The following is a 22509-nucleotide window of genomic DNA, read 5'->3' as shown; positions in this document are numbered from 1 at the left end:
ACTGTCATCACATTACACACCGTGATAATGATGTTTTTCGACAATGATCGTACGCGGTTGATAGGCAATCGCTAAAATTAAGCAAATCAACCAGACAATAAAAGTAAAACCAAGTAATAAGTTAACAATAAAGATGATAATGGCGCTCGGATGCTGCTTTTTAAAAGCAATATAGCTTGGTAAAAAGTAAAGCATCAATAGCAATACGCCAAGTAACACAAGCATTGAAAGCGGAAAAAAGAACAAAACAGCAATAACGACTGCAACAACAAACAGCAAATTAAGAAAAATACGCATGAACAGATTCCAGAGTTAGTCTTTTTTTATCTGACAAAATCATAACAAAGATTGCTTGTAAAAACCAAAGCAATCGTATTTTTATCTACTTATTACTGTCTTTTTGGCTTAATCTTGTTATGCTTACTGCCAATCTAAAGTAACACGTTTACTGCAATGACAATAACCCCACCGCTTCGTTGGAAGTTACGGTTTGAGAACTTCTCTAAAGCCTATCATGTATTACAAAGACGAGTAACTGAATATCAGCAACATCAAGATTCAGAAGCCTATCAAATGGCTCTAATTCAAGGTTTTGAAATCATTATAGAGCTATCGTGGAAAGTATTAAAAGATTATCTTGAGAATGAAGGTTTTCAGGAAGTTAGCACACCAAAGACGGTGATACGTCAAGCGTATCAGTCAAACATCATCGATCAAGGAGAGCTTTGGCTTGAAGCGCTTCAGCTTAGAAACTTAGCAAGTCATACTTATGATGAAACAACCACGAAGATAATGCTTACATTTATTGTTGATAAGTATCTAAAGCTCGTCACACAACTTTATCAAACCTTAGAGTCACAGCAATGACAAAATGCGGGTTAAGCAAAGATCAAATGCGCAGTATTCATGTTATTTTATCCTCATTCCCTGAGGTTAAAACAGCCGTTTTATTTGGCTCACGCGCTATGGGCAATTATAAAGAGGCATCAGATATTGATATCGCTCTTCTTGGTAAAGAAATTAACTTCAAAGTATTGATCAACCTTAAAGATCAATTTGAAAATAGTAATATTCCCTATTTCGTTGATCTTGTTGATTATCAAACAATTGCTTCGGAAGCACTATTAAAGCATATCAATGATGTAGGAATTACTATCTATTCCGTCCCTAGATAAGGTTGGTGACGGCACACTATTCGTACTTAAACAGCTATACCAAAAGTCGATGACTATGAAATCAAGTCATCACTCATCTCATATTTCCTTTAATGTTTGTTGCTGATAACTATAAACGGCTTGATCTGAGTTTGTAGATTGCAAATACGGATTACCACTAAGAATATTGTCCAACAGACTTTGCTCATGCTCAGTTAACTCTTCCGTTAAATGGAAGTGAGCCAAACGTTGTAATCTTGAGCTTAATTGCAATGGGTTATGACCATACTGACACAACAGCGCATGATAATCTTCAGCCTGCTCAACATGTAATAAACAGTTATCATAACTATCAAAATCGATTTCAACGGATGTTGTACGCCCTATAATATTGTGCTTGCTACTGAGCATATCCTGATAAGCGCCAACAAACATAAAGGCAAGATCATTAATCTCAGTGCATGGCAAGTTAATATAATCATTGCCTTCTTTGCCTTTAAAAACACCATCAGCATCACATGAGATATCAAATAACTGGCAGTCGATAGTTTGCGCTTCTGAGTAGTGTGTTACTGGTAATAGTGGGAAATGCTGTCCAATCCCCCAGTGATCTGGCAAGGACTGAAACAACGAAAAGTTAAGCCATAGTTTTTGCGCATTGTGATCACCCAAATAGCTAACACTTGAGCTGTCAACTAAATCAGCTAAATCAATTTCACCATTTAACCAACCTACTTGTAAAGCGTCATCATAGCTTGTTTGAGTAACGATTTCATTTTCTGCTTTTTGATAAAGAGGTGAAACGATTAACACACTTGACATCGCACTGACCGCTCTGCCTGACTCAGTAATAATCGTCGGATGTGGTAGTTGAAAAAGATCGATAAAATAGCTAAACGTTCTAACAATCGTTTCAGCATAATATGGCAATTGAAAACGTGGATTTTGGGTGTCTTCATAATCAATACCTAAGCCACCACCTAAATCAATCATAGTGAGATTTGCACAGTCATTTAATAGATTGCCATATAAGCAAACCATCATATTAATATGCTTCTCAACCTGACTTAATTGCTTAAGCTGTGAACCGATATGTCCATGCAGCAACACTACTTTGTCATTAAGATTAAGTGCTTTTAGCTCATTATTGACAGAATGAATATCTTTTAAGCTAAGACCAAATTTAACACTATGCAAATCCTCATGAAAGGGTTTTGTGCGATAGCCCAACTTAAAGTAAATCACCGATTCATAGCTTAGCGATTTAACAACTGCTAACTCATCAACATTTTCCAACACCATAATGACCGTGTAACCTAGCTTGCCAGCTAAATTGGCAAGCTCATAAAACGCTTTGTCTTTAAAGCCATTGCAAATGATATTATTTTCCTTCGCGGCAAGTGCTAACACACTTAATAACTCAGACTTGCTACCAACCTCAAAGTTAAAAGGTAAATCATGTTTATAAGCGCACTCTTTTAAGGTTTCCATCACCACGGCATTAGGGTTTACTTTGATGGGATACGCTAACTGATAAGCACCTTGATAACGGTAATTTGCCATTGCATTTGCAAAGCTTTGATAAAGGCTTAACATCCTATCTTCGGTGATATGTTTAAAGTTTAGCACGCAAGGCTTATTGCCGCCCTTTTCTAGTACTTTATCAATGATTTCTGTCAATGGTTTCGACTGTGTGAAGCTCTGACCATAATGAACACACAACTGATTGTTTTGATCATAACTGAAGTAAGGCTGAAATGTGTTACGTGTGTTAAATGAAAATATATTGCTCATAGAAAATCTCCTTCTATGAAAATTTTTTGGTAAACCAAAAAGGTCATATTAACAGTTCATTGCGTGATTAATCGCACAATGCATCAATAACGTACTGTGGTAATGCAAATGCGCCAAGATGAAGCTCAGGCGTATAATAACGCGTTTTAATACCACTTTCGTCAAAACGTTTCGTCAATGTTTCAAATGTCTGCATTCGATGGTTTAACTCATCAGTCCCCCAACCGAATGCCATATCTCCACCAACATATGTGGGCACTGCTGCCTTATAAAAGGTATAGTCTTGGTATAATTTTTCAAAACTTTGCTTGGTATTTCGCAATTGCTCAAGTTGAAAATACATCACACCATTTTGAGTAACCATAATCCCTTTATCATTTAAAGCTGCTTTACATGCACTATAAAATGGTGTCTGGAATAAAACTTCAGCACACCCCATAGGGTCCGTGCTATCACAAATAATCAAGTCATATTTCTGTATTGTTTGCTCGATAAATTTAGCGCCATCGTCAATGACTATATTCACACGTTTATCATCAAAAGCACCCTGTGAATGCATAGGGAAGTAGCATTGACACATCTCAATCACTGCTTGATCAATCTCAACCAATGTTATGGATTCAACAGTTTTATGATGCAATACTTCACGCAACATGCCACCATCACCGCCACCGATAATTAAGACACGCTTAATCCCACCATGCGCAAACATGGGCACATGTACGAGCATTTCATGATAAATAAATTCATCTGCTTCAGTTGTTTGCACGACACCATCTAATGTCATTACACGCCCAAACAGAGGATTGTTAAAAATCATTAGATGTTGATGCGATGTATTATGCTCAAACAATACATTTTGTACCTCTAAACTTTGTCCATAGCCTTTATGTAAGGTCTCTTGAAATACATGAGACATCAGATCAATCCCTCATTGCCACGCTGTAACTCATCAACCAAAACATTTTGCGGATTAAATGCTGATTTAAGCACTTTAATCGCCTCATGGGGTTTGGCATCACCACACATAAAAATATCAAATGCCGCAAAGCCAAACTCAGGCCATGTGTGCACACTAATATGTGACTCTGCTAAAACCGCAACACCTGAAACACCTCCATTAGGCGTAAAATGATGCAGATGAATATGCAATAAAGTTGCACCTGCTGCAATCACTGCATCGCGCATTGCTTGCTCCATTAAATCAAGATCATTGATTCTACTGCATCCCCAAAAATCAGCAATCAAATGATAGCCTGCAAAGCGCATACCATCTTTGGTAATAAAATGATCTTTGGGAAGTGCATCTTGAGCGGTTTGATGCTTTGGCAAATTGCCGGCTGCCAGATTTGGCAACTCAGTAGACTGGGTTGTCTCTATAAACATAAGGTTTCTCCTGTATATTTCTAAAGCGCACGCTAAGTAATCAACTCATGTGCGCCTTACTCACTAAAGGCCATGTAAACTCCCGTTTTGTGCCAATTAAACAATGTCTGACCTTCGTCAGACGTATTTAATTTCAAGCGCTGAATTCATGTTTGAATCAGTGTTTGAAATCAAGACTGCTAAAAATTTTGCATAAAGTAACAGCAAGTTATTTCACTGTAAATAAATATTTTTGCTAAAAAAATAAAAAGATTATTTGCAAGATACTATTTCACACAGGTTGTGCTCATACTGCATTTTTTATAAACCCAATAAACAACCATTGGCAACAATACCGCAGGCACCCCAAAATAAAAGGCGGGTCTTAATTCTTCAGGGTGACAGAAAGTGCGAATATTAGAACCAATTTTTTACGGGTCAATCAAAAAATAAAGGGTAAAAAATATTTTTTTCATCAATGGTTTTTCATCCATTTTCACTACGGATTACTCAACCTAATTGTTGGCGCATTTTATCAATAACTTCCTTATAGTTTTGCCCATTAAAAATAGCAGATCCAGCGACAAATGCCTTGGCACCACAACGCGCGATTTTGGCAATATTATCGACTTTTACGCCACCATCAACTTCTAGCAAAATATCGCTTTTATATTCTTTAATCCATTTTGCTGTTGTGCTGATCTTATCATACATCGCGTCGATAAAACTTTGTCCGCCAAACCCTGGATTCACCGTCATGATCAGTAGTCTATCAATCTTTTCAAGCACATGTTCACACACATTGACAGACGTTGCCGGATTTAAAGCAAGACCTGCATCAATACCAAAGGACTTGATCAAACCAAGACTTCTATCGATATGCTTTGATGCCTCAGGGTGAAAGACAATACTCGTTGCGCCTGCTTTGGCAAAATCCTCAATCATCGAATCAACGGGCTCAACCATTAGATGCACATCCATGCCAGCATTGATACCATCATCGCGCAATGCCTTTAATACCATTGAACCAAATGTTAAGTTAGGGACATAATGATTATCCATCACATCAAAATGAATATTATCAGCGCCTGCTTTTAGTACTTTTCTAACATCATCACTTAAATGCGCAAGGTTTGCTGATAAAATAGATGGATTAATTTGAAAATGCATTTTAATAATTACTCCTTATAACAACGCAATAATGAGTAAGATTGTACCTCAAAGCATCGCAAAATACTTACGCTTTATTTGAAGCAATTTGCGTGTTGAATCAATGAGATTTTACAATAGTATGTTTTGTATTTCATGTTACAATAGCGCGCTTGGGAATCAAGCTTTAATCCGTTATGAATTTTTTACATTTTTTACGCCGTTATTTTGAGTTTACTAAATATAACACCACACTACGCACTGAGCTTATCGCGGGTGTCACAACTTTCTTAGCAATGCTTTACATTATTGTCGTTAATGCCAAAATTCTCTCACAAGCAGGTATGCCTGAAAATGCTTTAGTAACAAGCACCGTCATCATCTCAGCCTTTGCCTCTATTGCCATGGGCATTTACGCGAGAAATCCTTATGCACTAGCTCCGGCGATGGGTATGAACGTATTTTTTACCTATACCATTGTTAAAGCGTGGGGCATCCCTTGGCAAGTGGCATTAGGTGCTGTGTTTTGGTCGGGGGTTATCTTTGCTCTTTTGGCTCTTTTTAATATCCGCACCAAAATTCTTGCAGGGATCCCTGATGGAGTGAAGCACGGCATTGGCGCTGGTATCGGCATTTTTATTGCTTTGGTTGGTTTTTATAATGCAGGCTTTATCCATCAAGCACCTTCAGGTTTATTGGAAATCGCACCATTAACCGCTGAAACGCTCATATTCTTAATCTGTTTTTTTGCACTTCTTATCTTTTTAGCATATCGCTTTAAAGCGGCTATTTTACTTATGATCATTTTAGGATGTATTATCTCTTTTCCTGTGGGACGTCTCTTTGGTGATCACATTATCATGCATACGCCTGATCACATATTTTCACTGCCTGACTTCTCGCTATTTTTCTCAATTGATTGGTTGGGTAGCTTTAAAGTTGCTATTATTCCGGCGGTTTTCACCTTCTTGTTTATTAATATTTTTGATAGTACGGGAACGTTAATTGGCTTAGCACAAGCATCTAACTGGTTTGATAAAGACGGTCAACCCATTCGTATTAAAAGATCACTAATCGTAGACTCTTTTGCTTCAGCCTCTTCTGGTCTTTTGGGTAGCTCACCCACTTCTGTTTATGTTGAATCAATCACAGGCATCTCTGTAGGTGGTCGCACCGGACTAGTCGCGGTCGTGGTCGGCATATTATTTTTGCCTTTCCTCTTCTTAGCGCCTTTAGTCATGATGGTACCAATCTTTGTTGTCGCCCCTGCCCTTGTGATTGTCGGGAGCTTTATGCTGTGTTCTGTTAAACAGATTCATTGGGATGATTTAACACAAGCCATTCCTGCTTTTATGACGATTATTCTTATGCCACTGACTTTGTCAATATCAGAAGGTATTGTTTGGGGTATGGTTAGCTGGTTTGTGATCGTACTTGTTCAAGATCGTAAACAACTAAAGCCAATGCCAGTAATAATCACCTTCTGTTGTTTTTTAATCATGCTTAATTCACTAAAAGTGATCTAAGTTAGGTATTCGTCTCATCAAGGCTTAACACGCCAAGTGCCGCATCATATTCAATAATCTCAGCATAACGTGCCCAACCAATAAATGTATTAAATACGCGTGCTGCTTCATCATCACTCAAATGATCCTCAAGCTCTGATAAGAAGCGTGATTCAGGCGCTTTCTTATTGGGCCGCTCTTTTAATACTTTAACGACATGGCGCGCTAATGGGATGTGCTGCACTAGCAATTTAGAAAATACCACTTTACGCTCTTCAATATCAGCATTCATAAACTGCTTACCTAAAGCTGTCATGGTGATATCTCCGTCAGAAACACTCGCCAAATGCAGTACAGATAGCGTTTCAATAATCGGGAATAAATCATCAATATCCAAACGCACATGATCTGCCAAGTCTGGTAAGTCAATTGATCCTCTGGCTTGAAGATCATCCATCTCAGTTAAAAGACCTGTTAATTCAGAGACTTCAGCATCCGGTAAGCGATAACCAATATTAAGGGCTTTGCGCTTATTCATACGCTCTGTTAACTCACGTGTTTCTGCCGTTGTCATCATTCGATAAACTTCATCAATCAAATCTCCAACCGCCTCATCATTTGAGTTGCGCGGATGAGGTAAGTCAACCTTCAACTCACCACGAATAAAGCCAGGATTACTCCCAAAAATAATAATCCTATCCGCTGTTAATACCGCTTCTTCAATGTTATGTGTGACATATAAAATGCCCTTCATCGCATCATTTTTTTCCCATAGTTCAAGCAAATCCTCACGCAAGTTCTCAGCAGTCAACACATCAAGTGCTGAAAAAGGTTCATCCATCAATAAAAGATCAGGTTGTAACACTAAAGCACGTGCAAAACCAACACGTTGACGCATACCGCCTGAAAGCTCTTTAGGATAGGCATTTTCAAATCCATCTAAACCAATCATATCAATCGCTTTTAGCGCTTTTTCCTTGCGCTCTTTAGCATTTATATCGCGTGCTTCAAGCCCTAGCTCTACATTTTGCAAAACAGTCAACCACGGCATGAGTGCGAAACTTTGAAAGACCATCGAGATATCAGGTACCGGTCCTGAGACTTTTTTCTCGCGATATGCCACCTCACCTGTTGTTGGTGCTGTTAATCCGGCAATAATCCTAAGAAGTGTTGATTTACCTGAACCTGATTTTCCCAAAAGGGCGACAATCTCGCCCTCTTTCATCGAAAAATCAACATGATCCAGTACGACCAAATCTTGGCGATCTGCTTTTTTAAATGCTTTAGAAACTTTGCCAACATTTAAAATAATTTTATTTGTGGTTGGTTTTATATTACTGATTGCTTCAATTGCCATTAAAATTACCCACCGTTTTTATTTTTTCAATTTTTTGTTTTTTGTTCTTTTATCTTTTTAATTTATTCTGTTTTTGTTTTTAAGCTTGATAATATTTGCATAATGACTCACATATTCATGCTAAAGCGCTTCTCAGCATAGTTATATAATCTACGCCAAAAGAGCTTATTGGTCAGCACAACTAAAATACACATCACAACCACACCAAGGGCAATATTAGCGGTGTGATCTCCTGGCGCGTTATATTGCTCAGAAATATAAGCACCAATACCTGAGGCCATAATCACTGAGTCTTTGCCCCAGTTGATATACTCACAAACAATACTCGCGTTCCAAGCACCACCCGCGGCAGTAATCGCGCCTGTCACATAAAATGGCATCACAGCAGGAAATAAAAACTTAAACCATTTTACCATACCTTTCAACTGCATATTTTTAGCTGCCATTTTAAGCTCATAAGGTATCGCAGAAGCACCGGCAATCACATTAAATAAGATATACCATTGCGTACCTAATGCCATAAGCAAGACACACCAGATATTAAAATTCAAATTAAACGCAATAACAACTGTTCCAAATAACCCATATAGCACATTCACAGGGAAAGCAGCGAAAATCTGCGCATAAGGCTGCACTTTCTCAGCAACTTTTGGCCTTAAACCAATCCAAATCCCAATTGGCACCCAGATAATTGAAGCTAATATAATAAGCACAAAAACTCTCAAAGCGGTTAATGCACCATAGCCAAAGACTTTAGCAGTCTCAGCAAAGGTGATGGGGTCTTCTTTATTACCATAAATAAATTGCCAAGATAAATACAAAAACAAAGCAACACTTAATGCCACACACAGCTGCCAAATGGCCGCTTGTAATCGCGAGTTTTCACGCTCATTCTTTTGATGATCGACTTGATTATAGTTTTTACTTAGGTCTTTTTTAAGATAGGAAATGTTGACCAATCGATTAGCTTGTACTGCCATAAAATGACTAAAACTTTGCAGGATTGTTGAGCGTTGTAATAACGTTAAAAACCATGAATTGGACCCTGTTTCTTGCTGCATATCACTAACGACAAACTTCTCAGACCATTTAACAATCGGACGAAAGATCAGTTGATCATAAAGCACAATCACAATCAGCATGACAACAATAGCGGCTATCACTGCCGTGAAATTCCTTTCATTATTTGCCTGATCGATAAAAGTACCAATTCCCGGTAAGTTAATTGCAGCTGACGTTGTTGCTGAGAAATTAACGACAATACTTTCCGATGCCACAATCATAAACCAACTCGCCGACATCGACATCATCGTATTCCAGATAAGACCAGGCATTGAAAAGGGTACTTCAAGCTTCCAGAAACGCTGCCAGCCTGATAATTGATACATATCAGCCGCTTCACGCAACTCTTTAGGAATGGTTTTAAGTGATTGATAAAAGCTTAACATCATATTCCAAGCTTGAGCGGTAAAAAGTCCAAAGATTACTGCTAATTGTGCACCCCATAACGAATACGGAAAAATAGCTAAAAATCCAGTGATGGTAATGGCTAAAAAGCCCAAAATAGGAATTGATTGAAAAATATCAATAATTGGAATAATCACGCTCTCAGCGCGCTTGCTTTTAGCGGCCCATGCACCGATAACAAAGCTAAAGATAAATGAGCAAAACAATGCAATAAACATACGCACCGTGGTATCAGCTGCGTATCTTGGTAGGTTCCACAGATCCATTGAGATATGCTCGTATTGTGTCACACTAGTAAGATTACGGTAATCAACATTACCACCTAGCGAGCTACATACCCAAGCAACAACAAACACCATTGAAAGTACAAAAAATAAAGAGAAAATATCCCACTTGCTTGGCAAAAGCCGTGTGGCAGGAATGTTGTAGAATGATTTTTTCATTGTTATTAGGTCTTAGCCTTCCATCATGGGATGAGATTCTACCTGAAGCGCTTTACAAAGGAAACAATCAGCCATTAGATATATTCCCGAAAATGCACCCAATCAAATCCACTACCTGGATCTGTTTTGCGCGTTGGCGCAATATCACTATGACCAACAATATTACCTTTAATTGCAGGGTATCTTTTAATAATTGCTTTTGTAAGCTCAATTAAGCTTATGTATTGCCCTTTAGTAAAAACTGTCTTATCAGTGCCTTGCAGCTCAATACCGATCGAGAAGTCATTGCAATTACTTTTACCTTTATAAGTACTCGCTCCGGCATGCCACGCGCGATTTTCAGTTGCTACAAACTGGATAATATCACCCTGCCTTGTGAGATAAAAATGACTTGACACTTTAAGGTTTCTAAGATCTTTAAAGCTTGGATCTAAGTTACAATCCAAATCATTTAAAAAAAGTGATTCAACATAATGGTTATCATACTGCCCTTCTGGCAATGAAATACAATGAATCACCAGTAAATCAATGTCTATATTATCTGGGCGCACATTATAATTAGGTGATTTGATAATCTTGGCTTTATTTAGCCAGCCACTGGTATCTAATTGCAACATTGTTATTACCTTATCAAAGTGGGTATATGCATGTATAGGGCGTATGCAATACGCCCCTACATTATTGTTTTTTATAATGACAAATATGCCTCTAACTCATCAAGTAAGTATAACTGCTCTTCAGTAAGCTCACTTTCACGCAGTTTTTGGATACGTTCATAAACTTCAGGAATTGAGACTTTACGCCCGCCTTTAAAGTCAACAGGCATATTTTCAGCTTCAAAGCTGGCAATTTTCTCTAAATATTCCTGAAATTCACCTTGCATCTCAGCTGTTAGTTTATCTGGCGCCATTCTCCCGATAACACGCAATGCGCGCTCATACATCCCACGGTTCATTTCACGCATTAACTTAACTTTGTCAACAACTGCTTTTTGATGAAAATGCTCACACAATGCCTGCTCAGCATAATTCATAAATCCTGCCGTATAAAGTGAGGCATCAACATCAATATGCTCAATCTCAGGATATTTAAAATCCAAAGCAGATTCTTTAATGTCTATAAATAAGCTTGGGTTTTGCATTAAGAACGCTTTATTGCGTTTAATAAGCGCTATACGCTCTGCTGATAAATGCGCTAAAAAGCGCTTTTTCGCAGGCAACACCAACGGCAAATCACCCCATTTTTTGTTCACTGTTAAAAAATGCTCTGACAAGTTTTCTAAATTCACATCAGTGAGTTCAGCATAATCAAGACGTAAAAAGCACCATTGGTTCTTATAATGCCAATGCTGCCCTAAATTAAGCACTGGTAGCATAAATCGCTCATTGTAGCCAAAGCGCCCTGAAACCATTAAAGCTTGTTGGTAATCCTCACCATTGATATGTAGACCAATATCCAATTGTGACAAAACCTTTTGATCTTCAGTTTTATTAAAGCGTGCTGTTAAATAATCCCACATTTTCGGTTGATATGATCTTAATTTACGCGCCAATTCTAAAGTCACCAATACATCGGTTAACGCATCATGCGCGCGCCCTTCAGTATAAAGACCATTTTGCGCATTGATATCTTCCAATTTCAATGACACTTTTTCCTCATCATTAATAGGCCAACTAAGTACGTCATTGGCAAATAAATAAAAGGAAGCAACCATTGGATATAAATCCATGCGTGAGCAATTATTTTTATACTGATGATCATACGCTGGAAACAAGTTCTTAAAAAAAGCAAAGCGCAAAAATTCATCATCAAAACTTAACGTATTATAGCCTAAGCTCACTGTTTCAGGCGTGTTGAACAAGGCATAAATTTTTTTAATCGCTTCATATTCAAACAACCCCGTATTGGCTTGTTCAATCGAGATATGATGGGTAATTGACGCCTCAGGGTTTGGGATCGTATCGGGGTTTAATTTGATTAAAAACTCATAACGCTCAATTTCATTTAGCGCCTCATCTGTGCGCACTGCTGCAAATTGAATGATTTGATCAAAACATTTATTAATGCCTGTTGTTTCCAAATCATAAAAAAGAAAAGTTTTTGCCATGAGTTTTTTTATTCCTTACTATCAATTGATACAGTGTAATCACTTTGCCGTTGGATGTCAGTGCTCATTCAAAATAAAATCAATCAAAGGTTCATCCATTTGTTGATAAATGGTTTTTCTTAAACTATTTAGCGCCTGATTGCGATCATCTTGAAGTGACAAAAAACAATGCATATTTTGATAAAAATCATTTAGCCTTTCTTGTGATAAATCACAACTTAAAACGTATTTTTGTTCTTGAGTAATGCTAACATATTGATGCTTTACTAATGTGACAAGAAGCGAATCCAACACTTTCAAGTCAGCATGCGGCAAATGTTTAGCGCACATCTCTTTATCAACCGCACATTTGCTTTTTTGTTTGATATACAAAAGACGCAACACATCAATCGCTAAGCTAAATTGTGGTGTTTTTTGCGTCACGCGTAACGCCGGTGGCACACTTAACATCCGCACCACAATAGCTCCTAATAAAAACAGCTGCCACGAAATTGCAATCCACAAAATAAACAATGGAATAATCGCTAATGTACCATAAAGCATCTCATAGGTTGGTAAGTTTAGCGCATACCATGCAAACACTTTTTTTGCTAAATCAAACACGATTGCCATCATTAAGCCACCCAATAGCGCATGCTTGAATTTGACACGCGTATAGGGCACGACTTGGTAAATAAACGTAAAAGCAATAAGGTTAAAAATAAAAGGTAAAATCTGTAAGAAGCTTATCAATTGACTAAAACCATCATTCAACCAATGCCATGATAATAAATAAGAGCTCAAGCCTAAGCTTGCCCCAACGAGCAAAGGTCCCAAGCTTAATACCGCCCAATATAATAAAAAAGCCTGTGATAAGGGTCGCTCTTTTTTGACCTGCCAGATATCATTGAGCACTTTCTCAAGCGCGCGCATCATCATAATGCTAATGAAAAAAAGTACAACAACCGCCGTAATCGGTAATCCTGCACGATTCTTCATAAAGAGCTTTAAATACTCATTTACAGCTTCGCCTGAACTTGGCAGCATATTGTGCAAAATAAACTGTTGAAACTCACCTTGGATACTTTTAAACGCCGGCAACATGCTTAAGATTGAGATTGACACCATAAGAAGTGGCACTAAAGCAAAAAGACTAGTCAACGCTAAGCTTGATGCTTTCGTTAAACAGTTTTGTTGCAAATATTCTCTAAACACCGATACCCAGAAACGGCTAAATCGCTTACTATAGTTTTGTGTTAACTTAGTCATAAGGATCCTTTTTATGCAAAACATCTTGATACTTTATTATAGTCAAGGCGGTTCAACAAAAGCAATGGCAGAGAAAATTGCGCAAGGCGTCGAACTTGGCGGCTTAGAAGCCATCGTTAGAACCGTACCAAATATCTCAGCCAATTGCGAAAAAACCGAAAGTGACATTCCCGATAGTGGTGCCATATATGTTACTAAAGAAGATCTTGTAAACTGCTCAGGTATTATCATGGGCAGCCCAACCCGCTTTGGTAATATGGCAGCACCGCTTAAATACTTTATCGATACGACCAGTGACTTATGGTTTAAAGGCGCATTAATCAACAAACCAGCCGCTGTTTTCACCTCCACAGCGAGCTTGCATGGCGGTCAGGAAACAACGCTTCTTTCAATGATGTTGCCACTTTTACACCATGGCGCAATGATCGTTGGTATCCCCTACAGTGAACCCTCGCTACAAAACACACAAACAGGTGGCACGCCTTATGGCTTAAGCCATTACAATGGCATCAATTCTGATAAACCATTGTCGCAAGATGAGATTATCTTAGCAAAAGCCTTAGGTAAACGAGTCGCTGAAATCGCCAAACAAAAATGATAACTCTTCTCAATTACATTGACTTAAAGAAAACGCCTGTTTATAATCAGGCATCCGCTGATTGATATACCTACTCTTATGAATATCAAAACAAAACAAACTTATAAAATCCTTGGGTTTAATGATAATTGTCCACGCAATTATATGCAAAAGCTTTTGTCATTAGGCTTTATTCCTGGTGAGACTTTTTATATCGCTAAGAAAGCACTGTTTGGTAACCCTTATCACATTTCGATTAAAAACTTCTCTGTGTCATTACGTAAATCAGAAATCCTTTACATGCAGGTACAAACCTTATGAAATATGCAATTATTGGGAATCCGAATTGTGGTAAAACAACACTTTTTAATGCATTAACGGGTCTTAAACAAAAGGTTGGCAACTGGAGTGGCGTGACCGTTGATAAAAAAGTTGGCAAGGTTGATTTCAATAATCAGCGCTTAGAAATTGTTGATTTGCCGGGTATTTATACCTTAACCGCCAGTGATGAGTCATCTATTGACGAGCAAATTGCCGCACGCTTTATCGTTGAAGATAAGCCTGACGCAATTATCAATGTCATTGATGCTTCAAATCTTGAGCGCAATTTATATCTAACCACACAATTAATGGAAACGGGTATCCCGTTGATTCTCGTCATTAACATGATCGATGTTGCTAGCAAAAAAGGTATTGTTATTGATTATCATAAGCTTGAACAAACTTTGGGATGCACCGTTATCCCCGTCATTGGACGCAAAAAGGTCGGCATCAGTCAGTTAAAAACTGCATTATTCAAACCTCAAAGCACCTCAAGTTATGATCTAAGTCATTACTACCCTGAAGCAATTAATAAGCTTGCCAGCCAAATTACTGAAGCTAAGTATAGTTATCCTAGTTTATGGCTAAGCACTTCAATTGCCGAAGATAATTATCTACTTAAACATTTGCTGTCATCCACTGATTTTAACCGCTTACAAGCATTAAAAAACGAACTAAAGCTTGATCATACAGCGGATATCACCTTATCAAGCTCGCGTTACCAAGCCATCGCTGACATCGTTAATAAAAGCACACAAAAAAGCCAAATTTCGCAGCATAAAACAACTGAAATGATTGATAAATTATGCATGAATAAGTACTTAGGCATACCAGTATTTTTATTTGTTATGTATCTGATGTTTGAATTCTCAATCACCATTGGTGGTGCGCTGCAACCACTATTTGACAACACATCAAGTGTGATATTTGTTGAAGGCATGACGCATTTAGGCGTTTATCTTGGTTTACCCCTGTGGCTTGTCGCTGTCATTGCCCAAGGTGTTGGTTTAGGCATTAATACCGTTTTGACCTTTATTCCACAAATTGGCTGCATGTTTTTATTCTTATCCTTTTTGGAAGACTCAGGCTATATGGCACGTGCTGCTTATGTTATGGATCGCTTTATGCAAGCGATTGGACTGCCTGGTAAAGCCTTTGTGCCCTTGATTGTTGGCTTTGGTTGTAATGTTCCATCCGTCATGGCAACAAGAACATTAGAAACTCGTCGCGATCGCTTAATGACCATCATGATGGCACCTTTTATGTCTTGTGGTGCGCGCTTGGCAATCTTTGCTGTATTTGCTGCTGCCTTTTTTCCACAAAATAGTGCGTTGATTGTATTTAGTTTATATATTGCTGGTATCTTAGGTGCTATTATCACAGGTTATGTTGTTAAGTTTGCCTTATTAACCGGCAAGAGTGCTCCATTTGTGATGGAGTTACCCGTTTATCACTTACCTAACTTTAAAACCATTGGCTTAAATAGTTGGAGCCGTTTAAAGCGCTTTATTTTTAGAGCAGGTAAAGTCATTGTCCCAATTTGTGTTTTAGTTGGGACTTTAAATAGTATCCAAACCAATGGAGCTGTCGTTGCCGGTGGCTCACCGGATTCAATTCTGGCGCAAACTGGACGCACGATTACCCCAGTATTGAAACCAATGGGGGTGACTGAAGACAACTGGCAGGCAACCGTTGGTCTTTTAACTGGCACATTAGCAAAAGAAGTTGTTGTTGGGACTTTAAATACACTTTACACACAAGAAAAGCCACAAAGTTTAGCCGATGCTGCGAGTGAGAAATTTGATTTTTGGGGTGGAATTGCCGCTTCTTGGCATGATACTGTTGATGGCTTTAAAAACATGAGCTTAAGCGCATTTATCAACCCATTTGCTGCGAATGAGGCGGATGCCAATATAGATAAAACTGCCATGGGCTCAATGGTTGTTGCTTTTGGTTCATTAGCTGCGGCATTTGCGTATATGTTGTTTGTCCTTTTATATGTTCCTTGCGCCTCTGTCATTGGTGCAATGGCACGTGAGGCAACGCGTGGCTGGGCATGGATGTCGGTACTTTGGAGCACCTCAATTGCCTATGTTGCTGCGGTTATTGTCTATCAATTAGCACAACTAGCAACTACGCCACTTCATGCACTGAGTTGGATTATCGGAGTTATTATTTATATGATTCTATTGGTACTTGCGATGAAATATTCTTCACAAAAATTCCGCTTTGAATTAGAATTAAACCAAGGCTGTGGCAAAGGATGTGCTGTAACGGTTAATAGTAAAGAATCAGGTTGTCACTAGATAATAAGTTATTTCATTTGAACTAATAAAAGTGCGTAACTTCAATTATTTTCTGCCCTTGGTATTGGATTCGCAATTTATTTTTGCCAATTGTAGTAATGGGCATCATCAGAATGTGTGTGAGCAAATGCTAGAAATTCTGTCATCAGTAATGATTGAACTTTAGACTTATGTGCTACCCAATACCATTCGTGAAATAATGGGAACCCTTTAACAGATAAAGTTTCAATCAACCCCAGGCCTAATTCAAACTCTATACTTTGCATAGATACAATGGAAATACCCATATCAGCCATAATGATTTGCTTAATAGATTCATTATTCCCCACTTCCATAACAATATTCGGTTTTATCTCATTTTCATCAAATAACTTTTGCATTACTATTCTTGTACCTGAACCTTCTTCACGTATCACCCAGTTCTGACTCGCTAATTCATCCAAGCACCAATTTTGTTTCTTTAACAAATCACTTTTAGACGACACGGCAACAACCAATTGATCTTCAAAAAAATCCTTGATTAACAATCCCTTGTCTTTAGGAGGTTGACTCATGATAACAAAGTCATCTAAATTTTCATTGAGTCTTTCTATTATTTCCTTTCGATTACAAACTTTGAGTTCAATGTCAAAATTTTCAGTGTGATTTTTTTTGAACGCACCTAACAATCTAGGGATGAAGTACTTTGCTGTCGATACGGCAGAGACTTTTAGTTTGCCACTGATTTGCCCATTAATATTTTTAATTTCAGTTTCTGTATTGACTAATGTTTCTTGTATTTGTGTTGCAGAATCATAAAGTTTTTGACCAGAAGGTGTTATGAACACTTTCTTACCAATTAACTCAATTAACCTACAACCATAATAATTTTCAAGTGCTTTCAAAATATTTGATACCGCTGGTTGAGTCATATGGAGTGCTTTTGCTGCAGCAGTAATACCTGATTTTTCAACGATTTTTTTGAATACTACTAATTGGTGAACTGATATCTTCATAATTAACCATCATTTTTTTATTATGTTTTACATAAAAATTTAGAATTTTACAAATGAATATTGTGTTTTATAATCCTACTTAAATTTAACAATAGGCGATCTTGTGAATAATAGTATCATTTCAGACTCCAGAGCAATCAATTTAACTCTAATTATAACAAAATACGCTAACAGCTTGCTCCTTATTATTGGTTCTCTCTTTGTGACCTAAAGATATATTAACTGCTCTCAAGTATGTTCAAGCAACTAAATTTTCTAAAACAACAGGTCTAAAAATATGAATATCTTATTATTAACTCTTATCGCAGTGTCAAGCATTTTGAGCTTTAGTGCCAAAGGTGATCAAAAAAAATTTTTTTCACTTAGTAGGCTCATTTTACTAGCTGTATTTATTATTTCACTTTTTTTACTCATTAGCCCAGTAATATCGCTCGGCGCAACAACAATTAATGTTCTTAAATATGCATCGCTACAACTAGAAATCTCATTCAAACTAGACACTTTAGCTGCTTTAATGCTTTCTGTCGTCACTTTAATTAGCTTGATCATCTATCAATATGCTGTGCGTTATCTTGAAAGTGATTTAACCAGAGCACGATTTTTAGGTCAACTTGGATTAATTACCCTCAGTGTCAGTATTCTTGTGCTTGCTAATAACTTATTCACCGCTTTTATCGGCTGGCAGTTTATTGGACTGTCGCTTTACATTACCCTAAACCATTACCATTACGATGTCTTCGCAAACCGCTCAGCCAAGAAAAAATTCGTTATTAATCGTGTTGGTGATCTGTCTTTTTTAACTGCTGTTGTATTGTGCTACCAACTTTACGGTACATCTAGTTTTGATGTCATATTGAACCAAAGCAATAATGCACTTATCGGATTCTTAGTTTTTATTGCAATTATGACCAAGTCTGCACAATTCCCATTTCATATTTGGTTGCCCGATACAATGGAAGCACCAACACCGGTTTCTGCTTTAATGCATGCAGGAGTCATTAATGCAGGTGGATATCTACTTGCATGTCTAGCGCCAATGTATCTTGAAAATACTAGCTTATTACTATTTGTTTTCACTATCGGATTAATTACGGCAATTTTAGGAAGTTTGTTTGCATTTTCCCAATACGATACTAAGAAAAAACTAGCATATTCGACCATGTCTCAAATGGGCTATATGATTTTACAATGTGGAACAGGTGCATTTTTATCAGCAGTCTATCATTTAATTGCTCACGGCTTTTTTAAAGCCAGTTTATTTCTAAATGCAGGCAGTACACTCAAATTGAGCGAAGAACCTGAGAAGGAAAACACCTCATGCAGACCAATAGTAAGCATCATTTTATCGACAGTATATCTATATGTTGCCTATAGTATTCTAAAACTATTTACGATTGACTTTCCATTTGTTATTTGGGGTTTTATATTTATCACGCTGTTACAACTCAACTATAAAATATTCAGTGCCAAACACTCGGCTAGATCCATTTTTTTATCATCTGGCTTTGTGCTTATCACACTGATAATTTATACAATAATCATTAGTTCTTTGAACTTTCTAATTCCTAACCTTGAAAGTTCAAATAGTTATTTTCAAATATTTCAAGTGAATGTAGTATTTATAGCAATATGCCTACAAATTTCAAGTTGGTTTATTCCATCCATCAAATCACCTACAAGCAACAATCAGCTGATAGAACAATTATTTATGCGCAAACTTTACATTGAAGAACTATATAGAGGGTCAGTATTACAGATTATTCGCCGACTTGGGGATTATTTTACCAGACGCAAGCTATCAACTAATAACACAAGTTACGCACATGCAATACTTATTATTAGTGTGTTAATATTTGCTTCAGGGTTATTTTTTTCATCAACAGGTCAAAATCAAACACAGATTGTTAATCTGATGGTCACTGGCGTATTCGCGTTAATTTTAATACTTACATCGATTTCGGCAAACAGAGCAAACACATTGCCTTGTATTTTTTACTGGCTAGGTATATTTGAATTGACATTTATTGGCTTAGCCCTTTTTACTGATAGTATTGCTATACAAAAAGTTGCATTATACCATTTGATAAATATATTGCCTTTAATGTTAATGACTTTTGCTTTAGCTAAAATGGCGTCACACCGTAAATCGGTTAAGGCTAACTTAAACAAACTAAGTTGGCATAAATTATATATAGGGATATTACTCATACTCATGCTTGGCGTCCCAGGAACAGCAACTTTTATTACTGAAATATACATATTAAACGGGTTAATTATTATGAATCCAATGTTAGGATTTATCTTCGCTCTAGGTGTTATTCTACTGAGTATCAGTATATTGCATTGTTTACAGCTGTATATATTTGATCGCAATGCGGTAACAAATCATAGTCCACAACCAAAACTCATCACACACATACTATGTTGGACCGTTATTTTATTAAATGTGTTTAGTGGATTTTTCCCGAACTTTATCCTCTCAATATTCAGTAATATTTAAGGCAATTAACTATGCAAAATACGATTAAAAACGCAATTTTTGAGGCATCTAAATACGTTTCTACCTATTGGCCACTACAGGCGTTTATTACAGTAAATCCTTTATGGGATATGACAGATAAACCATTTGCCACTGTGATAAAACAAATCAATGACCGCTCAGCAACTATGCCACACAATTTTTATCTTGAAAAGTATGCATCAGGTGAAATTAATGATGCTAATCTTAACAAATCATTAAAATTTCACGGTTTGCATAAAACCATCGAAGATGAGCAGCTGAAACAAAGCTTATTTAACGAAATAGCAGAAAACAATATCAACCTTACATTATATGCTCAACAGGTTGAATCATTTAACTATTATCAATCGCTTACTTGGGTTCAGGAACAATGTAACCATTGGCTTTTACAGTATTTTGGTAGACTTGCTCAAAACAACATTAGTAAAACGAATCAACAAAGCTTAGAAAGTTTCTGGAAGGGATATGTTATAAATGAGCACAAAACCTTGGGGCAAATTTTTAATGCCAGCGTTAATACATTTGAACTGATTGAAGAAATGTTAACTGACATAGGCGTACCTGAGTCACAATTGACGACATATTTTAAAGAAATATTTTTTCAGCAATATGGATGGAGTAGTCTCATAAAATGGGTTCGCTCTCGCCCAGATAATCCTTGGCTAAACACCACAACTTCACTTGATTCAATTCTGTTAATGTGGGTAAGTTACGAGTGGATTATTTTTAAGAGCAATAAAAGTGTATATAAGCAAACTGAAATGACTTCACATGAGGAATTACCAATATTAAGCATTTGGCAAAGTGCCTATGAATATAATCTACATAATCAATTACTACAAAAGCTCAAAGATAAGACTATTAATGAGAAAATCACAGATTCTCCACCCAGCGCCCAATGGGTGTTCTGTATTGATACCCGCTCTGAAGGAATAAGACGCCATATAGAATCACTTTCAAATCACCAAACCTTTGGTTTTGCAGGTTTTTTTGGTTTTGCTTTTAAATTTAAAGAGGGTAATAACAGCCGTTACCAATCACCTGCAATACTTGACCCATCAGAGGTTATCGCAGTTAAAAGGAGAAATAAGTCTTTAGCAATTTCAACTAAAGACTTAACCAACAAAGCCATTAATGACAGTAAAAATCATTTAAGCTCTCCTTTTGCCTTATTTGAGATAATGGGTATTTTCAAGCTTTTTAAACTGTTGAAAAAGACATTTATTCACACCTCTAAAGCAAGATATGCGCATCAATTATATGATGTTTCACAAATTGATGACGCTGTAGCAGCTAACTCTGCACTAGGTTTCTTAAAAACCATTGGATTAACAGATGATTTTGCAAGTGAAGTCATTATCTGTAGCCATCAATCTGTTAGCGATAATAACCCTTATGCTGCTGCTTTAGATTGTGGTGCTTGCGGCGGTAATTCTGGTATACCTAATGCCATTATTGCCGTTGAATTGCTAAATAAAAAAGCAGTTCGTAAAAAATTAGCAGAAAATGGCATTGTGATTCCTGATAACACAAAATTCTTTGCTGCTTGTCATTTTACCACCTATGACAATATTACCTTTTTAAATGATCAACCGAGTGACCAAACAATAGAAGTTGCTAAAGCTGCATCTCAACAATTAAGAATTGAGAAATCACGAGGTCTGATTTATCAAGAAAATGCTGACATGTTACGCAAAGAAAGTGACTGGGCTGACCTTATTCCAGAAACAGGTCTTGCCAATAATTATGCGCTTATTATTGGTCCAAGAAAATTAAGTAAACATGCTAATCTTGAAAGACGCACTTTTCTACATTCTTATGAGCCAGAAAATGACCCAACAGGAGAGATATTGACTGGGATTATTGCTGCTCCAGTAATTGTTGCCCATTGGATTAATAGCCAATATTATTTTTCTACCGTCAACCAACAACAATTTGGTGCTGGTAATAAAGCCATTCATAATGTCATACCTGGCATTGGTGTCATGGAAGGTAACCTGAGCGATTTAAAAATTGGTTTACCACAACAAAGTATTAGCTATCAACAGCAATTTATCCATGAGCCCAGGAAGTTATTAGTCATTATTTATGGTAACAAATCAATAATACAAAATACGGTTGCACAAAATGAAAAAGTGAGCCAGTTAATTTCCGGTGGGTGGTTGACGCTTGAAGTTATAGATATAAGTACATAATATTG

Annotated in this window: 19 protein-coding genes; 8 read left to right on the top strand and 11 right to left on the bottom strand. The window is 37.1% G+C overall.

Annotation, left to right across the window (positions count from 1 at the left end):
• Positions 1-12: 12 nt before the first annotated feature.
• Complete coding sequence (locus ACZ5V8_RS04715; RefSeq protein ID WP_464218561.1) at positions 13-297, bottom strand: superinfection immunity protein; 285 nt, start codon at positions 295-297, stop codon at positions 13-15.
• Positions 298-453: 156 nt separating this feature from the next.
• Between ACZ5V8_RS04715 and ACZ5V8_RS04710 the strand changes: the two genes are divergently transcribed.
• Together ACZ5V8_RS04710 and ACZ5V8_RS04705 are read left to right on the top strand one after the other, a co-directional pair.
• Complete coding sequence (locus ACZ5V8_RS04710) at positions 454-867, top strand: HI0074 family nucleotidyltransferase substrate-binding subunit (protein WP_440615520.1); 414 nt, start codon at positions 454-456, stop codon at positions 865-867.
• Between the two features lie 26 nt (positions 868-893).
• Positions 894-1175, top strand: a complete 282-nt coding sequence (locus ACZ5V8_RS04705) for a nucleotidyltransferase domain-containing protein (protein WP_440615521.1) — start codon at positions 894-896, stop codon at positions 1173-1175.
• A 78-nt stretch (positions 1176-1253) separates the two neighbouring features.
• Here ACZ5V8_RS04705 and ACZ5V8_RS04700 read toward each other — a convergent pair whose 3' ends face one another.
• From ACZ5V8_RS04700 to rpe, 4 genes are all read right to left on the bottom strand, one after another.
• Positions 1254-2948: a type III PLP-dependent enzyme domain-containing protein gene (locus ACZ5V8_RS04700; protein WP_464218560.1), complete on the bottom strand. Its 1695-nt coding sequence runs from the start codon at positions 2946-2948 to the stop codon at positions 1254-1256.
• 67 nt (positions 2949-3015) lie between these two features.
• Complete coding sequence (gene speE, locus ACZ5V8_RS04695) at positions 3016-3867, bottom strand: polyamine aminopropyltransferase (RefSeq protein WP_464218559.1); 852 nt, start codon at positions 3865-3867, stop codon at positions 3016-3018.
• Positions 3867-4334: an adenosylmethionine decarboxylase gene (gene speD, locus ACZ5V8_RS04690; protein ID WP_464218558.1), complete on the bottom strand. Its 468-nt coding sequence runs from the start codon at positions 4332-4334 to the stop codon at positions 3867-3869. The genes speE and speD overlap by 1 nt, the downstream gene beginning before the upstream one ends.
• Positions 4335-4823: 489 nt before the next feature.
• A complete protein-coding gene (gene rpe / locus ACZ5V8_RS04685; RefSeq protein WP_464218557.1) occupies positions 4824-5483 on the bottom strand; it encodes a ribulose-phosphate 3-epimerase in 660 nt (219 codons plus the stop codon).
• 176 nt (positions 5484-5659) lie between these two features.
• On the opposite strand from rpe, the gene ACZ5V8_RS04680 reads away from it, so the two are divergent.
• Positions 5660-6988, top strand: a complete 1329-nt coding sequence (locus ACZ5V8_RS04680) for an NCS2 family permease (RefSeq protein ID WP_464218556.1) — start codon at positions 5660-5662, stop codon at positions 6986-6988.
• A gap of 1 nt (position 6989) precedes the next feature.
• Here the strand turns inward: ACZ5V8_RS04680 and ACZ5V8_RS04675 are convergent, their stop codons facing one another.
• From ACZ5V8_RS04675 to ACZ5V8_RS04655, 5 genes are all read right to left on the bottom strand, one after another.
• Positions 6990-8324 carry an ABC transporter ATP-binding protein gene (locus tag ACZ5V8_RS04675; protein WP_464218555.1) on the bottom strand — a complete coding sequence of 445 codons (1335 nt, stop codon included), beginning with the start codon at positions 8322-8324 and terminating at the stop codon, positions 6990-6992.
• Positions 8325-8431: 107 nt separating this feature from the next.
• Positions 8432-10234, bottom strand: a complete 1803-nt coding sequence (locus tag ACZ5V8_RS04670; protein ID WP_464218554.1) for an ABC transporter permease — start codon at positions 10232-10234, stop codon at positions 8432-8434.
• Between the two features lie 74 nt (positions 10235-10308).
• A complete protein-coding gene (gene ampD, locus ACZ5V8_RS04665; RefSeq protein ID WP_464218553.1) occupies positions 10309-10851 on the bottom strand; it encodes a 1,6-anhydro-N-acetylmuramyl-L-alanine amidase AmpD in 543 nt (180 codons plus the stop codon).
• A 71-nt stretch (positions 10852-10922) separates the two neighbouring features.
• On the bottom strand, positions 10923-12341 hold the full coding sequence (locus ACZ5V8_RS04660) for an exonuclease domain-containing protein (RefSeq protein WP_464218552.1): 1419 nt from the start codon (positions 12339-12341) through the stop codon (positions 10923-10925).
• A 57-nt stretch (positions 12342-12398) separates the two neighbouring features.
• Positions 12399-13589, bottom strand: a complete 1191-nt coding sequence (locus tag ACZ5V8_RS04655) for a YihY family inner membrane protein (protein ID WP_464218551.1) — start codon at positions 13587-13589, stop codon at positions 12399-12401.
• Between the two features lie 13 nt (positions 13590-13602).
• On the opposite strand from ACZ5V8_RS04655, the gene wrbA reads away from it, so the two are divergent.
• From wrbA to feoB, 3 genes are all read left to right on the top strand, one after another.
• Positions 13603-14187, top strand: coding sequence for an NAD(P)H:quinone oxidoreductase (wrbA, locus tag ACZ5V8_RS04650; RefSeq protein ID WP_464218550.1), 585 nt, complete (start codon positions 13603-13605; stop codon positions 14185-14187).
• Between the two features lie 78 nt (positions 14188-14265).
• Positions 14266-14487 (top strand): FeoA domain-containing protein, encoded by a 222-nt coding sequence (locus ACZ5V8_RS04645; RefSeq protein WP_464218549.1) that lies wholly within the window; start codon positions 14266-14268, stop codon positions 14485-14487.
• Complete coding sequence (gene feoB / locus ACZ5V8_RS04640; protein ID WP_464218548.1) at positions 14484-16793, top strand: Fe(2+) transporter permease subunit FeoB; 2310 nt, start codon at positions 14484-14486, stop codon at positions 16791-16793. The genes ACZ5V8_RS04645 and feoB overlap by 4 nt, the downstream gene beginning before the upstream one ends.
• Positions 16794-16870: 77 nt before the next feature.
• Here feoB and ACZ5V8_RS04635 read toward each other — a convergent pair whose 3' ends face one another.
• Positions 16871-17788 carry a LysR family transcriptional regulator gene (locus ACZ5V8_RS04635; RefSeq protein ID WP_464218547.1) on the bottom strand — a complete coding sequence of 306 codons (918 nt, stop codon included), beginning with the start codon at positions 17786-17788 and terminating at the stop codon, positions 16871-16873.
• A gap of 277 nt (positions 17789-18065) precedes the next feature.
• On the opposite strand from ACZ5V8_RS04635, the gene ACZ5V8_RS04630 reads away from it, so the two are divergent.
• Both ACZ5V8_RS04630 and ACZ5V8_RS04625 read left to right on the top strand, forming a co-directional pair.
• The gene (locus ACZ5V8_RS04630; RefSeq protein WP_464218546.1) at positions 18066-20288 is read left to right on the top strand and encodes an NADH-quinone oxidoreductase subunit 5 family protein; all 2223 of its coding nucleotides are present in this window, start codon (positions 18066-18068) and stop codon (positions 20286-20288) included.
• An 11-nt stretch (positions 20289-20299) separates the two neighbouring features.
• Complete coding sequence (locus ACZ5V8_RS04625; protein ID WP_464218545.1) at positions 20300-22504, top strand: putative inorganic carbon transporter subunit DabA; 2205 nt, start codon at positions 20300-20302, stop codon at positions 22502-22504.
• The last annotated feature ends 5 nt before the right edge of the window (positions 22505-22509 follow it).

It is taken from the genome of Cysteiniphilum sp. GTC20157 (genome assembly GCF_055396795.1).
The sequence above is the reverse complement of the archived record's forward strand: the minus strand, read 5'-3'. Positions and strand labels throughout refer to the sequence as shown.